This window comes from Salinimicrobium sp. WS361, from assembly GCF_050750585.1.
In the GTDB taxonomy this organism is placed as follows: Bacteria; Bacteroidota; Bacteroidia; order Flavobacteriales; family Flavobacteriaceae; genus Salinimicrobium.
Map to the genome: position 1 here is coordinate 207,247 of NZ_JBOJLM010000001.1, position 22,446 is coordinate 229,692.

Annotated in this window: 23 protein-coding genes; 6 read left to right on the forward strand and 17 right to left on the reverse strand. The window is 42.0% G+C overall.

Translation table 11 applies throughout. The annotated features are described in order from the left end of the window. Positions 1 to 30: 30 nt before the first annotated feature. The 4 genes from ACQ93I_RS00955 (at position 31) to ACQ93I_RS00970 (ending at position 5,965) form a co-directional block, all read left to right on the forward strand. Entirely contained in the window at positions 31 to 2,514 is a 2,484-nt protein-coding gene (locus ACQ93I_RS00955; RefSeq protein ID WP_431696739.1) for a TonB-dependent receptor, read from the forward strand. A gap of 11 nt (positions 2,515 to 2,525) precedes the next feature. Next, positions 2,526 to 3,875, forward strand: a complete 1,350-nt coding sequence (locus ACQ93I_RS00960; RefSeq protein ID WP_431696740.1) for a hypothetical protein — start codon at positions 2,526 to 2,528, stop codon at positions 3,873 to 3,875. Between the two features lie 81 nt (positions 3,876 to 3,956). Then, entirely contained in the window at positions 3,957 to 5,129 is a 1,173-nt protein-coding gene (locus ACQ93I_RS00965; protein WP_431696741.1) for a PepSY-associated TM helix domain-containing protein, read from the forward strand. A gap of 194 nt (positions 5,130 to 5,323) precedes the next feature. After that, entirely contained in the window at positions 5,324 to 5,965 is a 642-nt protein-coding gene (locus tag ACQ93I_RS00970) for a spermidine synthase (protein WP_431696742.1), read from the forward strand. 542 nt (positions 5,966 to 6,507) lie between these two features. Here ACQ93I_RS00970 and ACQ93I_RS00975 read toward each other — a convergent pair. The 17 genes from ACQ93I_RS00975 to ccoS form a co-directional block, all read right to left on the reverse strand. Continuing rightward, positions 6,508 to 6,687, reverse strand: a complete 180-nt coding sequence (locus ACQ93I_RS00975) for a hypothetical protein (protein WP_266067964.1) — start codon at positions 6,685 to 6,687, stop codon at positions 6,508 to 6,510. An 89-nt stretch (positions 6,688 to 6,776) separates the two neighbouring features. Beyond that, the gene (locus ACQ93I_RS00980; protein WP_345596838.1) at positions 6,777 to 7,508 is read right to left on the reverse strand and encodes an SDR family oxidoreductase; all 732 of its coding nucleotides are present in this window, start codon (positions 7,506 to 7,508) and stop codon (positions 6,777 to 6,779) included. 186 nt (positions 7,509 to 7,694) lie between these two features. Beyond that, entirely contained in the window at positions 7,695 to 8,081 is a 387-nt protein-coding gene (locus ACQ93I_RS00985; RefSeq protein WP_431696743.1) for a group III truncated hemoglobin, read from the reverse strand. Positions 8,082 to 8,096: 15 nt separating this feature from the next. Then, positions 8,097 to 8,387, reverse strand: coding sequence for a hypothetical protein (locus ACQ93I_RS00990; RefSeq protein ID WP_431696744.1), 291 nt, complete (start codon positions 8,385 to 8,387; stop codon positions 8,097 to 8,099). Positions 8,388 to 8,510: 123 nt separating this feature from the next. Next, positions 8,511 to 9,104, reverse strand: coding sequence for a Crp/Fnr family transcriptional regulator (locus ACQ93I_RS00995; RefSeq protein WP_431696745.1), 594 nt, complete (start codon positions 9,102 to 9,104; stop codon positions 8,511 to 8,513). Positions 9,105 to 9,110: 6 nt separating this feature from the next. After that, positions 9,111 to 9,410: a thioredoxin gene (gene trxA / locus ACQ93I_RS01000; protein WP_431696746.1), complete on the reverse strand. Its 300-nt coding sequence runs from the start codon at positions 9,408 to 9,410 to the stop codon at positions 9,111 to 9,113. Positions 9,411 to 9,474: 64 nt separating this feature from the next. Beyond that, entirely contained in the window at positions 9,475 to 10,749 is a 1,275-nt protein-coding gene (locus ACQ93I_RS01005; RefSeq protein WP_431696747.1) for an acetyl-CoA hydrolase/transferase family protein, read from the reverse strand. Between the two features lie 5 nt (positions 10,750 to 10,754). Further along, positions 10,755 to 11,327: a YceI family protein gene (locus ACQ93I_RS01010; protein ID WP_431696748.1), complete on the reverse strand. Its 573-nt coding sequence runs from the start codon at positions 11,325 to 11,327 to the stop codon at positions 10,755 to 10,757. Between the two features lie 73 nt (positions 11,328 to 11,400). Then, positions 11,401 to 12,720, reverse strand: a complete 1,320-nt coding sequence (locus tag ACQ93I_RS01015) for a hypothetical protein (RefSeq protein WP_431696749.1) — start codon at positions 12,718 to 12,720, stop codon at positions 11,401 to 11,403. A gap of 57 nt (positions 12,721 to 12,777) precedes the next feature. After that, positions 12,778 to 13,368: a YceI family protein gene (locus tag ACQ93I_RS01020; protein ID WP_431696750.1), complete on the reverse strand. Its 591-nt coding sequence runs from the start codon at positions 13,366 to 13,368 to the stop codon at positions 12,778 to 12,780. A 379-nt stretch (positions 13,369 to 13,747) separates the two neighbouring features. Further along, positions 13,748 to 14,449 carry a sulfite exporter TauE/SafE family protein gene (locus ACQ93I_RS01025; RefSeq protein ID WP_431696751.1) on the reverse strand — a complete coding sequence of 234 codons (702 nt, stop codon included), beginning with the start codon at positions 14,447 to 14,449 and terminating at the stop codon, positions 13,748 to 13,750. Next, positions 14,449 to 14,895 carry a FixH family protein gene (locus ACQ93I_RS01030; RefSeq protein WP_431696752.1) on the reverse strand — a complete coding sequence of 149 codons (447 nt, stop codon included), beginning with the start codon at positions 14,893 to 14,895 and terminating at the stop codon, positions 14,449 to 14,451. The genes ACQ93I_RS01025 and ACQ93I_RS01030 overlap by 1 nt, the downstream gene beginning before the upstream one ends. A 222-nt stretch (positions 14,896 to 15,117) precedes the next feature. After that, positions 15,118 to 16,494, reverse strand: a complete 1,377-nt coding sequence (gene ccoG, locus ACQ93I_RS01035) for a cytochrome c oxidase accessory protein CcoG (protein WP_431696893.1) — start codon at positions 16,492 to 16,494, stop codon at positions 15,118 to 15,120. 69 nt (positions 16,495 to 16,563) lie between these two features. Further along, complete coding sequence (locus ACQ93I_RS01040) at positions 16,564 to 17,436, reverse strand: cbb3-type cytochrome c oxidase N-terminal domain-containing protein (RefSeq protein WP_431696753.1); 873 nt, start codon at positions 17,434 to 17,436, stop codon at positions 16,564 to 16,566. Continuing rightward, positions 17,433 to 17,618, reverse strand: coding sequence for a CcoQ/FixQ family Cbb3-type cytochrome c oxidase assembly chaperone (locus ACQ93I_RS01045; protein WP_265162426.1), 186 nt, complete (start codon positions 17,616 to 17,618; stop codon positions 17,433 to 17,435). Before ACQ93I_RS01045 ends, ACQ93I_RS01040 begins: the two co-directional genes overlap by 4 nt. A gap of 5 nt (positions 17,619 to 17,623) precedes the next feature. Next, a complete protein-coding gene (ccoN, locus tag ACQ93I_RS01050) occupies positions 17,624 to 19,816 on the reverse strand; it encodes a cytochrome-c oxidase, cbb3-type subunit I (protein WP_423817980.1) in 2,193 nt (730 codons plus the stop codon). A gap of 4 nt (positions 19,817 to 19,820) precedes the next feature. Next, positions 19,821 to 20,009: a cbb3-type cytochrome oxidase assembly protein CcoS gene (gene ccoS / locus ACQ93I_RS01055; RefSeq protein ID WP_431696754.1), complete on the reverse strand. Its 189-nt coding sequence runs from the start codon at positions 20,007 to 20,009 to the stop codon at positions 19,821 to 19,823. 176 nt (positions 20,010 to 20,185) lie between these two features. Between ccoS and nirK the strand changes: the two genes are divergently transcribed. Together nirK and ACQ93I_RS01065 are read left to right on the forward strand one after the other, a co-directional pair. Next, the gene (gene nirK, locus ACQ93I_RS01060; RefSeq protein WP_266067949.1) at positions 20,186 to 21,637 is read left to right on the forward strand and encodes a copper-containing nitrite reductase; all 1,452 of its coding nucleotides are present in this window, start codon (positions 20,186 to 20,188) and stop codon (positions 21,635 to 21,637) included. Positions 21,638 to 21,665: 28 nt separating this feature from the next. Next, positions 21,666 to 22,445 carry a formylglycine-generating enzyme family protein gene (locus ACQ93I_RS01065; RefSeq protein WP_431696755.1) on the forward strand — a complete coding sequence of 260 codons (780 nt, stop codon included), beginning with the start codon at positions 21,666 to 21,668 and terminating at the stop codon, positions 22,443 to 22,445. Position 22,446: the final 1 nt, after the last annotated feature.

Sequence of the window (22,446 nt, forward strand, 5' to 3'; positions counted from 1 at the left end):
TTTTTATTAAATCTAAATAAGCCCATTCTTTTGAAATCTGCATCTTCATATATCTGGTCCGTTCTCTTCTGCTTTTTTTCGGTGGTTGTGTTTGGGCAAACAGCTAACAATTCCGGGGAAAAGGCCGGGCAGACAGTTAGTGCTACATATACCGTTTCTGGCTACGTAAAAGACCACAATGGATATTCTTCGGCCAATGTTGAAGTAATTCTCTCAAATACTTCGGAAGAATTCAAGTCGACATCGAATTATTCAGGTTATTATGAAATTTCCGGGGTGCCTTCAGGGTCATATATAATTGAACTTCGGAAGGAGAACCACGTTGAATATGGCGAAGTGATCATTAACGGGGAAGACGTGGTGCAGAACTTTCAGATTAAAAATAAAGGAGATTATGAACTGAGTGAGGTACTTCTGAATGTAGAATCTGTAAAATCTGAAATTGAAAAGAAAGGTTTCGCGGTAAATGTCATTGAAACAGAAGAAGCTGCGGTAAGAAATATTCAAACCAACGAACTCCTGAACAGAAGTGTGGGAGTGAAAATAAGACAGGGTGGTGGTTTGGGCTCTTCTGTAGACTATAACCTCAACGGGATGTCTGGTAACTCCATCCAGATTTTTATTGACGGAATTCCACTTTCGTCTTACGGTTCTTCCTTCGACCTTAGCAGCATTAGCCCCAGCATGATAGAACGTATTGATGTCTACAAAGGTGTGGTTCCTGCCGAACTTGCTTTTGATGCTTTGGGAGGTGCCATAAATGTCATTTTGAGAGATGATTTTAGAACCCAGATCAATGCTTCGGTTTCTTATGGCTCCTTCAATACTTTCCAGTCCAATTTCAATGCAGTTTACCAGGCAGAGAACTCCGGATTTTTTGTGAAAGCTTCAGGATTTTATAACCATTCCGATAATGATTACGAGGTTTGGGGAAGGAATGTTTACAACATTCTGCCCAATGGGAAATATGATTATGTAAAGGTGAAGAGGTTCAATGATGAATACTCTTCCCGTGGCGGAATTCTAGAAGCAGGTTTCAAAAAGGTCAATTGGGCCGATAAATTTTCTGTGGGATATACGGCTTCAGATTCTTACAACGAAATTCAGCATGGTGCGTACATGACCATCCCATATAAAGGAAGGTTCATGGAAGCCGAGGCGGGTATTGTGAATCTCACATACGAAAAATCTGATCTTTTTATTAAAGGTCTAGACTTCAATTTTCACGGTTTATACAACGAGCGCAAAAGAACTATAAATGATACGGTGACCTGGACCTACAACTGGTCTGGTGAACTTAGCCGCGACCGAAAAGGAGATCCTATACCGTCGCAGCGGGGAGCACAGCAGGGAGCGCCTACCATTGCAAATATTTACCGGGATATTTACTCTTTTAGGGGAGGACTTACTTACTCCTTTAACAACAATCACAAGATTGGCCTGCACCACGTACTTTACAATATTTCGAGGGAGCAGAATGATGAACTGTGGAACGGGATAAGAAAGAACTTCGTTGAAACCCGTGAGCTTGAAAAGAAAATTTCCTCTTTTTCTTATGAGTCAAGGTGGTTCAAGGATAAATTAAAGGCCAATGTATTCGGAAAATATTATCAGCAGAAGACGAATAAAATGGATCCCCGTGTTGCAACTATTGACGGGGAAGAGGTGCGGGTAGAAGAATACTTCAGCAATATTTTTGACTACACGGGATACGGGATGGCCCTTTCTTACCTGGTAAACTCGGGCATTGCCATCTTAGGTTCCGCAGAAAAAGCCCTCAGGCTTCCTACCGATAACGAGATCTTTGGGGATGTAGGAGAAAATGTTGCCGAAAATTCAGGACTGGAACCCGAACAAAGCAATAATTATAACCTCGGATTCAAGATCGGCCCGTACAAAATTGCTGAACACAGCGTCTCTCTCTACGCTTCTGGATTTTTAAGAGACACACGCGGAATGATTGTAAGGGAGCCCCAAATGACTTTGAATGATGCACAACAAACTGCTCCTTTTGTAAACATGCGAGGAACGGAGTCTAAAGGCTTTGATGCAGAACTGAATTATATTTTTAAAAATAACCTCAACCTGCTGGTCAACTTGTCCAAATTCAATACCAGGGTGAGTACAAAGTATGATTCCAACGGCAATGTCTTGTTTAACTACAACGCACAAATACCCAGTGAACCATTCTTTACTGCCAATGCTTCGGCCCGGTATTCCTTCAAAAATGTGTTTCAGAAGGAATCTTTACTAAACATCTATTACAACTATGCTTTTGTTGACTCCTTTTACAACGTATGGGTGGTGAATAAAAGGAGCGGACTTGAAAACTCGATGGTCCCTGAACAACATATACAGGATGTGGGCTTGAGCTACGTCTTTCCAAAAAAGAATCTCATTGTGAGCTTTGATGCCAACAACATATTCAACAAACAGGCTTATGACAATTTTGCCGTGCAGAAGCCGGGAAGAGCCTTCTATTTAAAACTCAATTATTCAATCAATAAATTCTAAAATTATTAAACATGAAAAATAGATTTACAAGACTATTTGGTTATACCGCTGTAGTTGGACTATTAAGCCTGTCTACGGCATGTAGCAGCGATGATGATTCGGTTTCTCCAGCGCCTGAACCTAACCCTGAACAGAGCAGGTGGCTTACCATTGCAGGAGCAGTAATGGACGAAACTCCTGGTAACGGTAACGGCGGAACCGTGCTATATTCTATTTCAAAAGAAAATGCTGAAGATCCCAACTACGCGATCAATGTTTTTGATAACGGTTTCCAGGTGAGATCTCAAAGAACAGCGAGATTACAATCTTCGGTAGATGGTTCTACTATGTTCAACATTGCTTACGGGGGTGACAATGGAGGTGAATTCTCAAAGTACATCGTTAACGGAGGTGATAACTTTGAACCAACAGGAGGCCTGGTAAATATTTCACAATATGCAGGGACTTCTCCAAGATGGGTAAAACTTTTTGACGGAGACAAAACCGGGGTAGCCGTTAGTGTAACAAGCCCTATGGTAAATGATGGGGACACTTACGAGTACACAAGAGGTACAGCAACCATCGTTACCATAGATATGGAGAACGTTGAGATCTCGAATAACATCTCTTTTGAACTCCCACTGCCTGCAGAAGAAGAGGCAGCAGGGCACCATATTTTTAGGTTAGATACGCCTGTACTTAACGCTGCAGGAGATAAATTGATCATTGGTACCTGGATGGGGAAAACAGATCCTGCTACAGGAGAACGCGACGCCAACGCCTATGAAAGACTTGGTTCTAAAGCGGTGGTTGTAGATTACCCGTCTCTAGAAAATCCTAAGATCATTACTTCTACTGTAGGATTTGGAGACACCAGCGGTTACCGTAGCTTTAACAGCTTTTTAGCCGAAGACGGTAATATTTACCAGGCTACCCAAAGAGATCCGGGGGGTTCTCATATTCTAAAGATCAATACAGATAATGAATATGATAACAGCTATGATTTTAGCCTTGATGAAGCCCTTAACGTTACAGGTTCATACATCCAGAGCTGGAGATATGTGAAAAATGGTATCGCTTATGTAATGTACACGCACGAGGATGCAGCGACTACCAGCTTTAGCGCCAGCACCCAGCAGAGTTTCCTTGCAAGAGTAGATCTTAATGCCAAAACTGCACAAAAAGTAGACCTGCCTTATGAGCCAGATATGTACTTTTTCCAGTACCAGGGCTTTGTGGTAGATGGAGATAATGTTTATGTTACTGTTTCCCCGGTTGGAAAAGACGGGAATATCTATGTTATTAACAGTATAACAGGTGAAGTGACCAAAGGGGCGCAACTGCTTAACGAGCCAGGAAACCATTTCATCGGAGTGTTTTAATTTTGAATTAGCTTATCATATCTTACTCCATAGTTCCGGCTACAGCTTTTTGTTGTATGCCGGAACTTTAAATTTCTTTCAATGAAGAATAAAAAGAAAAAATACGGCATTAGAAAGTTCCTCAATGACGTTCATCTATGGCTTGGCCTTGCCAGTGGGATCATCCTTTTCCTGGTTTGTTTCAGCGGAACTGTACTCACTTTTGAGAAGGAAATTAAAAATTTTTTTGCTGAAGATTTCAAGGTCTCGGGTACGCAGGCTATGGAAATTGAAGCACTCACTGAAGTATTGCAGCAGGAAGGAGAGGTCTCTTCGGTAAGTATTCCTGCTGAAGCCGGGAAACCTTACGAATTCCGGGTAAAGACATCTCCCGAAGATCGTCGCGGCACCACCTTCTACGTAGATCCCTACACCGGTGATTACATGCAGACCAAAAAGTCTTCGCTTGACGATTTTTTTATGTGGAATTTCAGGATGCACAGATGGCTGCTTTTAGATTCGGCTATAGGACGTCCCATTGTGGGAATAGCCACCATTATCTTCTTTATTCTTTCCCTGAGTGGCGTTGTACTTTGGTTCCCCAAAAAGCTGAAGTGGAAAAACATGAAGAGCGGCTTTAAGATAAAAACCTCGGCCAACTGGAAACGCATCAATCACGATCTTCACAATACACTCGGGTTTTACGCCTGTATTGTATTGGTCATCATGACCCTCACAGGGCTCTTCTGGAGTTTTGAGTGGTACCGCGAAGCAGGAAGTGCAGTTTTGGGTACAAAAGTCTTTAACAGGGGTGGAGGCCCTTCCTTTACTTCCAATGAAAATATAACTGAAGCCGATGAAGCCTCAATAGCCTCTATCTACAACATTTCTTCGGAAGAGCTCAACTATGAAGGCACCACCACAATTTCGTTCCCTTCCGAAAGGGAGCAGGTGTACAAGGTGAGAAAGACCAACGACAACGGCTGGTCTCCTGTGACTTCAGATCAATTGGTGATAGACCGCGATGGTACAGTTTTGAACAAAGAGATCTTTAGTGAAAAACCACTTAATTTACAGGTGGCTTCCCTCATCAAACCTATCCATACAGGAGAGATATTCGGAACTTTCTCCAAGATCATCTATTTCCTGGCCTGTTTAATCGCGACTACTTTGCCGGTTACCGGTACGCTGATATGGCTTAACAAGATGAAAAAGAAGAAGCCTAAGAATAGAGCCAGGAAACAAGAGGAAAGAGTCAAGACTGTTACGGAATAAATTTTTGCGGGTTTCGGGTTGCCAGTTGTCAGTTGTCAGTTTGTGGAGTGTGGAGTCCTGATTAGAGTTGACCCTTTTTAGAAGTTGGATGATTCTATTAACTCCCGCACCGCATATTTCTGCCACTGACCACGGAGCACTGGACACTTCTATTTTCGCCCTTCTAACTTCTAAAATCGTACTTTTACAGGGCTATGAAAAAGACCTTCAGCTACCTGTGGCCGCTCACCAAAAAGTACAACTCCAATTACAATGGGAAACTGGAAGTCACCTGGATCAACGGCCGAAAGGTGCTTGACAGCAGTAACGCCAATTATTCTTACGGCGCCCTTCAGGAAGTGCTTGACCACGGCTTTGCAGAAGTGCGTGCAGATCGTGCTGCCCCGGTGCTGCTTCTGGGTTTGGGAGGCGGTAGTGCAATTCCCCTCCTTCGGAATAAATATGGCTACTACGGAAAAATTACTGCCGTAGAACTCGATGCTGCAGTTATAGAAATTGCCAAAAATGAGTTTAATATTGAAGCACATCAACCCCTCGAGTTGCTGTGTGCCGATGCTGAAGCATTTGTCGCATCTTCGCAACAGCAGTTCGGGTTTATAATCGTCGACCTCTTCCTGGATCTCAAGGTGCCGGCACAGTTCTTTACCGATGCTTTCTGGAAGAATGTTGCAGCATTATTATCGGCAGATGGGAAAGTGCTTTTCAATGCCGGAATAAATGAGGCGCACCAGGAGCAGATCGATTACCTGCTCAAAAATGACACTTTAGGCATACATTTTCAGAAGAAGGAAAATGTCTACGGTAGTAACACCCTGCTGCTTGGGGAACGGAAGTAAAGCTGAAGCATTCCTTACGAATGAAAGACCACGATAGATAAAATATGAGGTCTCAAAAATGGCATTTTCGGAACTCTATTTCCGGAAGAAGTTTGTGAATAATATTTGCTGTTGAGGTTTATCTTCAGCTTTATTCCATCATTCAGGATATTTTCAGCAGAAGGGATCTCGTAAGTCTTCGATATTAATGTCTGAAGAAGTTAAGGAGGAAACATCAGTGTCAAAAATGGCATTTTTGGAGGTCTATTTCCAGAAGTCTTCTTCAGGGGATATCATAGTAAGAATTCACTAAAGTTTAGGTACAGAGAATCCTTCAGAAGTAATCTTTCGGAATAATAAAAAAGAAAAAGGCTATCCTAAAAAAGCTTCACACGTCATTTAACACCAGAACATCATTATTTAAATGATTCCGTGTCAAAACTCCTGAAATACATTCAGGGTGACGGGAAAAGAGTTTTTAAGACAGCCTCTGTGAGTGGATACTTTGAGGAATAGTACTAATTTACTGTTCCTGTAGTATTTTTGTCAAAAGTTCTTACTGCTTAAGATAATTTGGCCTTGATCTGGTCTTTATTATCTCTCACAAGGGTGTAGGCATAATATCCGGCTCCTGCAACAGCTCCCCATTTAAGGAGACTACCTGTCCACTGAAGTCCTTTTTTGGCAGCCCAAAGTTTTACTACTTTTTCACCTGCATCTTTTGCATTTTTCTTCAAGTCCATTTTTGTTGGTTTTTAAGGTTCTTTTTCAAGATCGTGAAGTAATGGGTTATCTTGCGTTAAAGGCTTTCCAAATAACACTTTTTTAACCCTTAAGCCTTTCCTGTGGGCTTAATCATTAATTCGTTAACATTTACGCTGTTAGGCTGGGATACGGCGTACAGCACAGCATCGGCAATGTTTTGAGGTTCAAGTTTGGGTTCGTCGCCAGAATAGTCTTTTTCTTCCAGTAATTCCTTGTCGGTAATATCATCCCTTAGGTTAGTGGCTACAGTTCCGGGTTCAATAGAGGTAACGCGGATATTGAACTCAGGTGAGAGTTCCATTCTCATGGCACGGGAGAGGGCAATGACTGCTGCTTTTGAAGCGCCGTAAACCGCACCGCCTTTAAATACTTCTATACCGTCTACAGAGGCAATATTAATAATGTGCCCGTTCATTTGGTTCTTCATGGCTGGTAACACCGCATTAATGCAGCGCAAAGTTCCTTTTACGTTCACTTCAATGGTCTCAAGCCACTCTTCAAGATGTTGATTTTTGAGGTAAGTAAGCGGCATTACGCCGGCACAGTTTACAAGAATGTGCACTTCCCCAAATTCGTCCCAAATATCTTTAAAAGCACCTTCTACACTTTCAGAATCTGTGACATCCATTCGCACCACCAGGCTCTTATTTTTTAATTCGTCTTGCAGGTCGTTTAATTTTTGAATATTTCGGCTGGCCAATGCCACTTTACATCCGGCCCCCGAAAGGGCTTTTGCAATTGCTCTTCCAATTCCGCTGCTTGCCCCGGTCACTATGGCCACCTTGTCCTGTAATTCCATCTTTCAGTTTTTCTTTAAAAGATAAGATTTGTGAAGAAGGTACAGGGGTTGAATAACAGGAATTTAACGTCTCTGTCTAATATTTCTGAAGGAAGGGGTTTTGTAATGTATGCTTCGGAAATACTTCAGAAGGAGTCAGGAAACACAGAAAATTATGATCAGAATATAGCTTTTTCCGAAGAAGATTTATTGCTGCCGACTCAGGTACATATTCATAAAGAGATTGTGGGCCATATTCCTGGCTCTGTTCTTCGCAATGCTGGCTCTGTCACCTTCAAAAAGCTCATCAAGGGTTTCATACCACATGTTGAGCCATTCGCCGAAATGTGCCTGTTCAATAGAATGATCAAAATCCCGGTCTACTTCTTTGTGGGCCCGCATGGGGTTACCACGAAATTTGCTTACCATAAATAGGTTGGTCTCCCAGAAGTCGGTAAGCTTCTCAAGATGGGCAGGCCAGTCATTTATAGTGTCATTAAAAAAGTGGCCAATCTTTTTGTTGGCGCGCACTTTGGTATAAAATGTAGAAACCAGGAGAAAGACATCCTCCCGGTTTTGTATATCGTTTTTCATAAGAAAATACTCTTTCTAATAGCGCATAAACACATTGATTATTAGCAGGAGCGAGCTAAGTAGGAGGCTAAAAATTAATGTATTAAAAACAAATTTAGGCTTTAATTGTGCTAAAACTGTCACCATATATATCATACACACTGCAACTACCAGGAATAGCTGGAACATTTGAATAAAGTCATGCCCGTTCATTAAGATCACCATAGCCGCTGCAGCACCCAAACATGTTGAAAGGATGATGGCCACTGCCGAATATCCTACATAAAGGTCTTCAAAATCTTTGTAAAGTGTGTTGTAAAGTTTCATAGCATAGTCGTTTTAAATTATGCTGTAAAATTAAGAGGATAGGGAAGGAGAGAATATGATTGGGATCATAAAACAGGACATTTATGTCTCAGATCTAAATCATAAGAAGCTGGTAATGAACTTTTACCGGTACACTTTTCGCTTTTTTATTTGAAGTTCGCCTTTCTTTTCAAGAGACTTGGTGGCACGTATCACGGTCTCCACGCGCAGCCCGGTAAGGTCGGCGAGTTGTTGCCGGGTAAGGTTAAGCCGGTAAGTAAACTTTCCATCTACCTTATCTACATGCTTGAGGTAATCTATGATGCGAAGAATTCTGTGCTCGGGTTCCTGGCTCGATATTTCTGAAACCATGATGGCTTTGTAGTAAAGCCTTTTTGCAAGGGTTTCGGTGATCTTTAGGTGGACTTTTGGATTTGACGAAAGCAGTTCTAAAAATTGCTCTTTTGAAAGCTGAAAAACTTCGGCATCTGAAATGGCTTCGGCATTTGCCGGATATTTCACGTTTGCCAGCAACGGCGGTTCTCCAAAACTCTGCCCGATAGAAAAAATACCCTGGATGAACTCTTTACCATCTTGGTTGTAATTGTTCATCTTGATCTCTCCTGAAGCTACCTGGTAGAAGTTGAGAGCCGATTCTCCTTCCCGAAACAATTGATCTCCTTTAGAAAAAGACACCCTTTTGGCGCCGTAATTAAGCAACAGGTTTTCGTCTATCATATATAACTACTGGTGGGAATTTATAAGCTCAACCAGGTTAGCTTTTGGTACCACGCCCGACTGTCGCCATAATTGTTCTCCTTTTTTAAACAGGATAAGTGTGGGCACGCCGCGCACCTGAAATTTTTCGGCCAGCGCCTGATTTCTGTCTACATCTATCTTCACAATTTTAACCTTGTCTCCAAGATCGGCTTTGGCTTGTTCTAAAATTGGAGCCAATGTTTTGCAGGGGCCGCACCAGTCGGCAAAAAAATCTACAAGAACGGGCTTGTCATCCTGGATGATCTCGCTGAATTTACTTTTCATATTTTTCTTTTTTAAGCACTCTAAAGGTACTCAAAAATGGCATTTTTGGAAAGTATTTTCAGGTCTACCTTATTCCGGAGAGCCTTTTATGAGCTTCCTCTTCCAGGGCAGCCCTATGGTTGGGGTGAGCGATAGAGATGAGGGCTTTGGCTCTTTGTTTCAGGTTTTTTCCGTAGAGATTCACTACACCATACTCGGTAGCGATGTAATGTACGTGCGCCCTGGTGGTGGTAACGCCTGCACCTTCTTTTAAATTGGGAACTATCTTGGAGATGCCTTTTAAAGTGGTTGAAGGCATGGCAATAATTGCTTTGCCACCTTCAGAAAGGGAAGCGCCGCGAATAAAATCCATTTGTCCGCCTACGCCCGAATACTGGTAGGTGCCAATGGTATCGGCGCAAACCTGCCCGGTAAGGTCTATTTCTATAGCACTGTTAATCGCTGTCACCTTCGGGTTTCTTCTAATAATCGCCGTATCGTTGGTGTAGGCTGCTTCCTTAAAATGGATCACGGGATTATCATCTATGAAATCGTATAATTTTGAGGAGCCAAGGGCAAAGCAGGTCACGATCTTTCCGGTTTTCACCTCTTTTTCTTCCCCGGTAATAATGCCTTTTTCTATGAGTGGCAAAACCCCGTCAGAAAACATTTCAGTATGAATTCCAAGGCGTTTGTGGTTCATGAGGTTGTTGAGCACCACATTTGGAATGGCGCCAATTCCCATTTGAAGGGTAGCTCCATCTTCAATAAGTTCGGCTACGTTTTTTCCTATTTGCTTCTCAATTTCTGAAGCTTCAACAGGCATATGGGCATGTAAAGGTAAACTGGCCTCTACTGCGGCTGTGATCTGGCTTACATGAATAATCCCGTCACCATGGGTTCTTGGAACCTGCGGATTTATTTGCGCAATAACTGTTTTAGCGGTTTGTATAGCCGGAAGGGTAATATCTATTGAAAGGCCCAGCGAACAGAATCCGTGTTTATCGGGAGGGGAAACCTGAATAAAAGCTACATCAAGGGGTAAGATGTTCTTTCTAAATAACAGGTGGATCTCACTTAGAAAAATAGGAATATAAGCCCCGTATTCCGAATTTATCGCATTGCGAACATTACCGGCAGCAAAACAGCTGTTCAGAGAAAATGATTCCCTGTACGGCGGCTGTGTATAACGCGCAGGGCCTTCGGTATGTATGTGGAAGATCTCCACGTTCTTTAATTCTTTATGGCGCTCTACCAGGGCCTCAATAAGAATATTTGGTGTCATGGCCGCTCCCTGGATGAATATCCTGTTACCCGATTTTACATAAGACACGGCCTGGGCAGCACTTACTAACTTCATATTGCTTATTTTTTTACCTGTAAATTAAATTGAATGTCGATTTCGTCTTTAACGACGATCATTCCAAACAGCTTTTTTGGAGCCTCAAGTTCGTAGTCTTTTATATTGAGGTGCAGTTTTCCTTTAAATTCAGCTATTGCAGCATTTTTTATGGCTACAGGCAATTCATAAAATCTTTCTTTGCCTGCTATGGTGATGCCAACTTTTGCTACTGCTTTTGTAGGGGAAGACATGCTCACCTCGTTTAACTCGAGAAGTATCCTGGGATGTTTATCTGTTTGCAGGAGGTCGTGGAAGTCGCGGTTTATACCTTTGCTCCCACAGTCAAAGCCTTTGTTGTTAAGGATGAGTACAGCTCCTGTAAATTTTATTTTATTACCATTTTGTGTGTAAGTGATATTTTGAGAATCTTCTAAATATGAATTATCAAACTCACACTGAAATGCAGCAATATTAGAGTCCCCAATGATAGTGAGCTCACTGCTGGGGAGCACTGTGATGTTTCTTTTCTGAAAATCCTGTGCGCGTGTTACCGCACTACAGAAAAGTACCAATAAGACAAACGCAATTTTTTTCATTTTTTTAAAGTTAAAAAAAATGGGGGAATTTAATTCCCCCATTTTCTGGCTAGTTCAAACGAATCTTTTATTCTTAGAAGCTGATTACTGCTTCAATGTTAAAGCCGTTGAATTGTCCGTCGTTGTGAATATCACCTGTAGGGTAGTCATTGTAATCCTGGTTAACATACTCAACTTTAGTAAGGATGTTTTTGGTCATAAACCATCCACCTCCAATGTTGAAGCGGTTAACTGTTACATCTTCTCCAGATTTAAGTTCACCATTTACAGTATTGTAACGTCCACCTACGTAGAAGTTCTCGTTGTTACCAAATCTGTAGATAAGTTCACCTGCATATTGGTTCCAGCTTCTTTCGTCAGTTTCAGAAGCGTATTTACCGCTAGCTCTTTCATAGATTCCGAAGAATTCAAGTCCACCTGCTTTGATGAAAGGGTTGATCATGAAAGAAGTCAATTCATTTTTAAGGTCTGGGTTAATTCTACCAGATCTAAAGCCATCTCCAGGGTTGTTTGCATCTGGGCCAGACATTACGTTGTAGTATCTTGAACCTGCACGGTCACCACTGTATAAATAAGCACTTTTAGTTTGGTTTGTGTGGTAAACCGATCCTGTTAATCTAAATCTGAAATCTTCAGAGATTTGGTTGTCATAACCAAATTTTGCAAGAAGAGAAGGGCTTGTATGACCTTCACTAGAAGTAGACTGGTTTAATTTACCGTTTGTAAATCCAACCATACCTAGCCATGGGCCGTTGAAGTAGTAGATCTCACCACCTACCTCAGTAGTAAAGCTGTCCATTAGGTAGTTTCCTACGAATGGGTTGTAAAGAGCCATTGCGTTGTCAGATCTTCTGAAGTGAGCATCACCATAGTTGTTCTCCATGTGACCAAACCTGATCCTTAAGTGCTCCATAAGACCAGAAGCTAACCCTTCACTGATGAAGTCAAGGTTATCTACTTGTAGGTATCCTCCTTTTACGTAAGTATCAGGGTGGTTTTGAGAAGAAAGGTAAGTGTTAAGGTGTACTCTAACTCCTTTTGCAAGCAAAATGTCAAAAGTCATGTTTGCAGTAGCAAGGTTAAAGTCTTTTCCAAGTTCATATAATTCAGGAGCGCCTGAAGCATTTTCCTGTTCTAATGCCTGGAATTGAAGTGCAAAAGCACCACCAAGTCTTACCTGTACTCCTTCGAATTCACCGTAGTTGTTGTCTTTTGTAGGCTCAAATGTGCTTATACCGCGTTGATCTGGATATCTAAAGTTAGGTAGACTTCTGTCCCAAAGGGTAGTGTTTTCATTGTCTTCTACAACAAGAACATCTACATCTTGTGCCTGTGCCTGAAAGCCCATGGCCATCAAAAGAGCAATACCGGAATATTTAATTAGAGTTTTCATTTTTGATACATTAAAAAAGTTGATAGTTGAATTTTAATATTTGTTGTTGAATTAGGGTTATTTAGTAAAAACAGTCTGGAATTTAATGTTCACTTCATCTCCAGTGGTGATAGTTCCAAACATAGCTGTTGGGGGATCCACTTTGAAATCGGTCATTTTTATCTTTTTGTCACCGCTTAGCGTGATTTTATCACCGGCAACTTTAGCATCGAAGATCAATTCTACATTCTTCTGGGTTCCTGCAATGGTAAGTACACCATTAGTAGTTACTTTGCATGAGGTTTTTGAAGTGCAATCAAGGTTTTTAACGCTTGATAATTCGTAGGTAATTCTTCTGTGTTTATCGGTGTCAAGAGCCTTATAGGTGTTTTTGTCCATTCCTCCTTTTCCACTCTTCAGGCTTTCGGCAACTACTGCAAACTGTAATTGATCAAGTTTCACTAATTGTCCGTCTTCCATTTGAACCTTTATACTTCCCTGGAGTTCTTTTGCACTTAACTCCCAATCGTGTATGTTTGAGGTTCCTTCCACTTTTAAACTGGAGGCTCCGCTATTTACATTAAAGGTTTGTCCTACCATTGTATTGGCAGAAAAGACCATTACCAGAAAGCTTCCAATTACTAACCAAAGGTTCTTTTTTGTGTTCATGATTTTTGTTTTTTTAATTATGGTACAAAGATGGCACAGATATGAGCGGTAGAGTATGACGTGGGTCAGCTTTCAGCAAGATTCTCATAATACCTGATTCTAAATTTTTATATTCTCCTTCACATTTAACTAATTGCCTTTTAATGAGCTCGTTAATCTTGAGCTTCAGTCAGGCCCTGATCTAAAAGCTGATAATGCTCATACTTTTACCGATAAAATGTGCTCCGAAAGTTCCAAAACATGCTCTGCTTTGGCAAGATATTAAGAAACTTTAACCAGAATTTTAGGACTTGCAAATCAAAACAGGGATAAATCTGTCCGGAATATTAAAATATGGATTGCCACGAAAGAGGAGAAAATAACAAATCCTTAACAGATTTTAGTGGCAGCTGGCTGCAGCATTGACCACAGCTGTTTGTGGTGCAGGAGATACATAAGGGATGCCAAGACCCATACCTCTTATAATAAATAGTGCGCCCATGAGAACTACAAAAACCGGAATGAGTTTTTGCACCTTCTTTCTCATTTCCCCACCCAAAAGTCCGCTAAAGTAGACTGCTGTTGTCATTAGCGGGATGGTGCCAAGCCCAAACAGGAGCATATAAAGGCTTCCTGTAAGCATCTCACCGCCAGCCAGTGCAGCAAAGACAGCCACGTAAACCAGGCCGCAGGGAAGAAGACCATTAAGAAACCCAATGGTGAAAAAAGTATCGGGTGTTCTCTTTTTAAGGGCGACACCCAATGAAGACTTGATCCTGCCTACAAACCGGAACAACGGCTGTGAGAAATTTACCTTTTTTAATATACCGGACGGAAGAAGGATAGCCAGGATCATAAGCACGCCTACACCAATAGACAGTTGCTGCTGCATTCCAAAAAGGTCAAAACTCTTTCCCAGTAACCCAAACACCAGTCCTATAAGAGCATAGGAAAGCAGGCGCCCAAAGTGATAAAGAAAGATTTGGAGTAGCTTGAGGATCTTATTGTCGCGAGACAGCGGAAGCATAAAAGCAATAGGCCCACACATCCCAATACAATGGAAACTACCAAGAATACCCAGTATGAAGGCAGAGTAGAGCATTAATATAGAATATCCTCTTTAAAATAGAATTTTTCACCCTTGTATTCCCAGTCAATAATTATGTTCCAGCGGCCGTCTATAAAGCGACTATCAGGTACGAGCAATTGATGTGAGGACAATGAAAGAGGAATTTCAGAGTCCAGTTGCTTGTTTGACGGCCGGTACAGGAACACATTTCCTTTTATGGATGCAAACTCAAGTTTCTGGGGAAAGCTTATCACAAGACCTTCCGAAGTTTGTTCGAGCTGTATATTTTCTGAGAGCAGGCTGGCATTTTTTGTCTTATCCAACTGTTCCTGAAATGTTAGTTCATTTTTGTAGTATTCTTCTACAACCAAATCATGGCTGTAAGCTTTATCTGTGATCATTGTAATCACAAAAAACATTATAAAAGCTATAAAACTAAATATAGCCAGTACCAGTGATGTGCCCCAGGATATTTTCATGATCTTATTTTTTATTTTCAGAAGAATTTCGTCTTTCTGATTTTTTAAATTCTTTTTTGTTGAACAGTTTTACCGTTCCTAATTTCTTTCCCGTATTCTTTAAATACTCTTCAAAAATGGCATTTTTGGGAAGTATTTTTTTGTTCTTTTTCTGCGGAAAGCTTCACAATCCTTTATATACAGCTGTTTCTGAAATACTTTTTTTCTTCAGTAGCCGGTTTTTTACCTGAAGCTTCTTGGCCCCATAAAATTGGTGCTGGTGGTTTCTATCAATTTCTCCCCGCTGTAAACACCAATTTCCACCTTGTTTTTTTCATCTTTTAAAAGAGCCTTCGGGATCTCGATAAACAAGGTTCCCTGTGCAAGCCCGTTTTCGGGTACTATAATCCTGTCATGGGTTACAGATTCAATACTACCCTTGTGCGACATCAGTTTAAAATGTACATCCTCAAAACTGCCTGTAGTTTTATTGATAAGCTTAAAGGTGTAGACATTACTGATAATATTATTATCGTGAGTCTCGTACAATTGTCCCGGCAGTCTTAAAACTGTGGCTTCAACATCTGTCCTTAAGAACAACATGCCCGAGAGAATCCCTACCAATACAAACAGAATGGCAGCATAACCTTTCATCCTGGGGTTAAACCTGAATTTTTCCTCCTTCTCAATATTCTCTTCAGAATAGAATCCTATCAATCCTCTTGGAAGGTCTACTTTATCCATCATGGCATCACAGGCATCTATACAGGCAGTGCAGTTGATGCATTCCAGCTGGGTACCATTCCTGATGTCAATTCCTGTAGGGCAAACATTCACGCATTGGGAACAGTCAATACAATCCCCCTTTCCCAGCTGGGCCCGATCTTCATTTTTCCTGAATTTTGATCGACCCTTAGAACGTTCTCCTCTTTTATGGTCGTAAGCAACAACTACAGATTTTTTATCTAGCAGTACACTCTGCAATCTACCATAAGGGCAGGCAATGGTGCACACCTGTTCTCTAAACCATGAAAAAATAAAGTAGAAAACCCCGGTGAAGATCAAAAGAGCTATAAAGGTGCTCAGGTTCTGGAATGGCCCTTCTGTAATATATCTCAGCAGTCTTTTGCTCCCCACGAGATATGCCAGGAAAACATTGGCAATACCGAATGATATGAGGAAGAACAGGAACCATTTAAAACCTTTCTTTCTTATTTTATCTGCATTCCATTCCTGCTTGTCCAGCCTCATCTGGGCACCACGGTCTCCTTCTATCCAGTACTCGATTTTTCGGAATACCATTTCCATGAATATCGTCTGGGGGCAAATCCAGCCGCAAAAGATCCTTCCAAATGCCGAAGTAAAAAGCGTGATGAACATTACTGCAATGATCATTGCAGTAACCCCGAGGTAAAAATCCTGGGGCCAGAATGGCTGCCCGAAAATGAAAAATTCCCTTTCCAGCACATTGAACATCATGAACTGGTTGCCATTAATATGTATAAACGGCGAAGCAATAAGAAAAAGGAGCAGGAGCCAGGTTAGGTGTGTACGATACCTATAGAACCTTCCTTCAGGTTTTTTGGGGTAAACCCAGGAGCGCTTACCTTCGGCATTCATTGTGCCTATTCTATCCCTAAAGTTATCTTCTTCTCTTTCCACTTCCTGCTTCCTTTTCTTAATTCAATTCTATTCTGTCCAGATATCTCCTTCGGAATCTTTGGGGTTGGCTGGAGAGGTTCCCTGGAGGCTAAGTACATAACTTGCTACCTGTTGGATCTCTGCCGGTTTGAGCGAAGATTTCCACGCAATCATCCCTTTACCTGCACGTCCACCTTCACTAACTGTGTGGAAGACGTTTTTGATACCTCCGCCAAGAATCCAGTGTTCGTCGGTAAGGTTAGGTCCTATTCCACCACCTCCGTCGGGAGCGTGGCAGGCCATACAGTTGGTTTGGTAAATTGTCTCGCCCTTTTTTAAATCGGCAGCTTCGGTAAGGAGAACCACGTTTTCGGCATTAACAAGATCGGGGGCTGTCTTTTTGTATTCTTCAACTTGAATTTTTGCAGCCAGCATTTCCTTTTCAAATTCGGCTACCTGGTTTTCTCCATCCCACAGGTGGTAATATGCGAGATAACCTGCAGCAAAAACTATAGAGGCGTAAAAGGAGTAGAGCCACCATGGCGGGAGCTTGTTGTCCAGTTCTTTAATTCCGTCGTAGTTGTGGTCCAGCTCCAGCTCCTTTTCTTCAGAAATTGGGCGTGTACCGGCAAGTTTACGGTAGATCCTTTTTAAGTCATACTTTTTGATTCGCTCCTGTTGAGCTCTCATGTATCGCTCTTTAGCTTCAGGGGTAAGCGCCTGAAACATGACATTTTCAATTGCATTAAGAATGGCTTCCGCAGCAATAAGGAATAACAGGATAACCACCAGCACGGCCGATAGCAGTGGAAATTCAATAAAAGCATAATTATCACCTGAGTCTATAAAGTATTCTAGAACTCCTACAATGAGGAGAAAGAAAACGGGGATTCTTATCCAGGCTGGGATGGATTGTCTCATAGGTTCTGGTCGTTATCTGTTTCTAATGGTATTTGTTCTACAGTATGGATGTAGTCTTTTTTTGCGGTGAAGACCCACCAAAAAAGTGCTACAAAAAAGATGAAGAAAATAAGCAGGGAAATAATTGGATAGATCTCTATCCCTGCAATGCTCTCCATATGTCCTTTTATAAATTTTAGCATGACAGTTAGTTTGTTGAAGTTGTTGAATTCACCACTTTAATATCTGTTCCCAATCGCTGTATATAGGCGATAAGGGCCACGATCTCTCTATCTTTCATCTCAATAAATTCCAGTCCGTTCTCTTCAGCATATTTTTTGTCGGCCTCGTATGTGGCAACAAAATCGGGGTCGCTGTAAAGGTTTTGTTGAATGCTGGTAGCCTGCTCTTCCATATGAGCCTGGGCGTTTGCTATCTCGGCTTCGGTATAGGGAACTCCAAGTTGTACCATCGCTTCCATTTTAGCTTCGGTTTCAGAGCGGTTATGTTTGCTGGTGATCAACCATTTGTAACCGGGCATGATAGAACCAGATGAGGTACTTTGTGGGTCATACATGTGGTTAAAGTGCCAGTTATCTGAATACTTGCCTCCAACTCTCATAAGATCCGGGCCTGTACGCTTACTTCCCCATAAGAACGGGTGGTCATATACATATTCCCCGGCCTTTGAGAATTCGCCGTAGCGTTCTACCTCACTTCTAAAAGGGCGAATCATTTGCGAGTGGCATGATACACAACCTTCTCTTATATAGATATCCCTTCCTTCAAGCTCCAGTGGCGTGTAAGGCTTAACACTGGTAATTGTGGGGATATTTGATTTTACTAGCAGAGTGGGTACAATTTGAATAATACCTCCTATAAGAATCGCAATAGTAGCTAAAACTGTAAGTTGCACCGGCTTGCGCTCCAACCAGGTGTGGAAGCCTTCTCCCACAAGTCTTCTATTGCTGATCTTTTGTAGTGGTGCTGCTTCAGCCAGCTCATCGGTTACTTCACTACCGCTTCTAATGGTTTTGTAAACATTGTACAACAGGATGAACATTCCGAAGATGTACATACTACCTCCAATGGCCCTAAACCAGTACATAGGCATGATTTCGGTCACGGTTTCTAGGAAGTTTCCGTAGACAAGGGTGCCATCGGGGTTAAATTGTTTCCACATTGAAGCCTGTACAAAACCTGCAACGTACATTGGCAGTGCGTAAAGGATAATACCCAAGGTACCTGTCCAGAAGTGGGCGTTGGCAAGTTTAATAGAGTATAATTTGGTCTTGAACATTCTTGGAACCAGCCAGTACACCATACCAAAGGTTAAGAAACCGTTCCATGCAAGAGCCCCTACGTGTACGTGTGCAATTACCCAGTCACTAAAGTGGGCAATGGCATTTACGTTCTTAAGAGAGAGCATTGGGCCTTCAAAAGTGGCCATCCCGTACCCGGTGATCGCAACCACCATGAATTTTAAAACAGGATCTGTCTTAACTTTGTCCCAGGCTCCACGCAGGGTTAGAAGTCCGTTGATCATACCACCCCATGATGGCATTAACAGCATTACAGAAAAAGCAACACCCAGGTTTTGAGCCCAATCGGGTAATGATGAATATAATAAGTGGTGTGGGCCGGCCCAGATGTAAATAAAAATTAAGGACCAGAAGTGGATTATAGATAATTTATAGGAGTACACGGGGCGGTTTGCAGCTTTGGGTACAAAGTAGTACATGAGCCCCAGGAATGGTGTAGTAAGGAAAAATGCCACCGCATTGTGCCCGTACCACCACTGTACCAGTGCATCCTGCACTCCTGCATATACCGAGTAGCTTTTAAACAAACCAACAGGAATTGCAAGGCTGTTGAAGATATGAAGTACGGCAACGGTAACAAAGGTTGCGATGTAGAACCAGATGGCTACATATAAATGTCTTTGTCTTCTTTTGAAGATCGTGGCGATAAGGTTCCATCCAAAAACAACCCATACAACAGCAATAGCAATGTCAAAAGGCCACTCCAGTTCGGCGTATTCTTTAGAACTTGTAAAGCCCAGGGGCAGTGTAATGGCAGCTCCAATAAGGATTAATTGCCAGCCCCAAAAGTTGATACTGCTTAAGATGTCACTATACATCCTGGCTTTGAGCAACCGCTGGGTTGAGTAGTATACCCCGGCAAAAATAGCGTTCCCCACAAATGCGAAGATCACCGCGTTGGTGTGTAATGGGCGCAGGCGTCCAAAACTCAACCAGGAAATTCCGTCGGTTAAATTGGGGAAAAGGAATAAAAAGGCCAAAAGAAGCCCGACTGACATTCCTATGACTCCCCAAAAAAGGGTGGCATAAAGGAACTTTTTTACGATTTTGTTGTCGTAGTAGAACTGTTGCAATTCCATTCTTTTAATTGTCTTGATTAATTTTACTCGATTTTGTTGATTTCTCTTTTACAAGCTCATCCTCAAAAAGAATACGCACCGATGGGGTATAGTCATCGTCGAACTGGCCGTTACGCACAGCCACTATAAAAACAATGAAAAACAATACCGCTACAATAATGCTTATTGTAAGGAGTAAATAGATGACGCTCATACCTATTTATATATCAGGCAAAACTACAAGCATTGTTAGTTTGTAAATATGATTTCGGTCAGGTTTCATCAGAAATATATTTGTAAAAAATTCAGACATATATGATTAGGCTCATATAAAAGAGAGAGCTTAAATCGGACATTTGTATCTGAAATTAATATTAAACACATCTGATCATGAAAAATTTCAAACATTCAAAAAAGAAACTTGTATACGTTTTCTTTCTTGCAGCCCTTGTAGTAGGGGTGTTCACTTCCTGCGATAAAGCAGTTGCAGCTAAAGAAAACCCTGAACTAATGAAAGTATATGGAGAGAGCGAAGCCGAAATGACTGCTCCTCCAATGGTGCCAAGACCTGTTGGAAAAAGAGCTGCTACCAAACTCATAGTTAATATGGAAGTAGTAGAAAAAGAAATGGAGATGAGTGACGGAGTAAGTTATGTGTACTGGACTTTTGACGGTACAGTTCCCGGAAGCTTTATTCGTACCCGCGTTGGAGATGAAGTTGAATTCCACTTAAAAAACCACCCAGATAGTAAATTGCCACACAATATTGACCTGCACGCAGTAACAGGGCCTGGTGGTGGAGCCGAGTCTTCTTTTGTAGCTCCAGGCCACGAAGCTGTATTTACTTTTAAAACCATGAATCCTGGTTTATATGTATACCACTGTGCTACTGCTCCTGTTGGGATGCACATCGCAAATGGTATGTATGGTCTTATTCTTGTTGAACCAGAAGGGGGTCTTGAGCCGGTTGATAAAGAATACTACGTTATGCAGGGGGATTTCTACACCGAAGGTGAGAATGGCGAAAGAGGCCTGCAGGCTTTCAGCATGCAGAAAGCAGTTGATGAAGATGCAGATTATGTAGTATTCAATGGTAAAGTTGGTGGCCTTACAGGAGACAACGCCTTAACTGCAAAAGTTGGTGAAACCGTACGTCTCTTTGTAGGTAACGGTGGCCCTAACCTGGTATCTTCCTTCCACGTGATTGGAGAGATCTTCGACAAAGTTTATGTTGAAGGTGGATCTTTGATCAACGAGAATATTCAAACTACTCTTATCCCTGCCGGTGGTGCCGCTATTGTAGAATTCAAAGTTGAGGTACCCGGAAACCTTGTATTGGTTGACCACTCTATATTTCGTGCTTTCAACAAAGGAGCCCTGGGTATTCTTAAAGTTGAAGGAGAAGAGAATAAAAAAGTCTATGGTGGTAAAATCGAAGAGAAAGTTTACAACCCCGGAGTTTCTGCTGCCGAAGTTACCGAAGAAGAAACTGAAGATGCACCTGTAGCCAATACTTCTTTAGCCGAAAAAATGGAAAGGGGAAAACAAATCTACACCCAAAACTGCCTTGCCTGCCACCAGGCTACCGGTAATGGGATTCCAAATGCTTTCCCTCCCCTTGCAGGTTCAGATTATCTAAATGCCGATGTTCATCGCGCCATTGAAGTAGTGAAGTTTGGTCTTACCGGTGAAATTGAAGTGAATGGAAATGTGTACAACAGTGCAATGCCAAAGCAAAACATTTCAGATGAGGATGTTGCAAATGTGCTGACTTATGTTTATAATAACTGGGGCAACAACAAAACTGAAGTGACTGCCGAGATGGTGAAGAAAGCGAAGTAATTAGCAGCTAACTATAAAATTTAAAGAAATGAAAACCTTAACCAGATTGGCAATATGCATCGCGATAATGATCCAGGGCCAGGCCTATAGCCAGTCTGGTTCAATGGTCGAAATCCGCGGCGGGGAGTTTATTCCTCTCTACGGAACAAAAACCGAAGTTCCTGTTGGCGATTTCCTGATGGATGTCTATCCCGTGACCAATGCCGAATTCTTAGAGTTTGTAGAGCAAAATCCGAGATGGAGGAAGTCAGAGGTAAAACAACTGTTTGCCGATGAGAACTACCTGCGCAGCTGGAAAAATGATTTGGCTTTTGGCAGTGAAGACCTGCCCAATTCCCCGGTGACAAATGTCTCCTGGTTTGCCGCAAAGAACTATTGCGAGTGCCAGGGCAAAAGGTTGCCTACAGTAGATGAGTGGGAATATGTGGCCATGGCAAACGAGACCAGCCCCGATGCCCGTTCCGAGAAATCTTATAACCAATACATCTTAAGCTGGTATGAAACGCCCACCACTTTTAAAAATACGGTAGGCAATACCTTTAAGAACTATTGGGGAGTGTATGATCTTCACGGCCTGGTTTGGGAATGGACTTCCGACTTTAATTCGGTGATGATTGGAGGGGAATCCCGGCAAGACAGCACAGGTGATAACAACCTATTTTGCGGGGCGGCCGCAGTTGGTGCCACAGATCTTATGAACTATGCAGCCTTTATGCGCTATGCCTTCCGCGGAAGCGTAAAAGCAAGATATGCTGTAAAGAACCTCGGCTTTAGATGCGTCCGGGATATTGAAAAAACAAATTTATGAT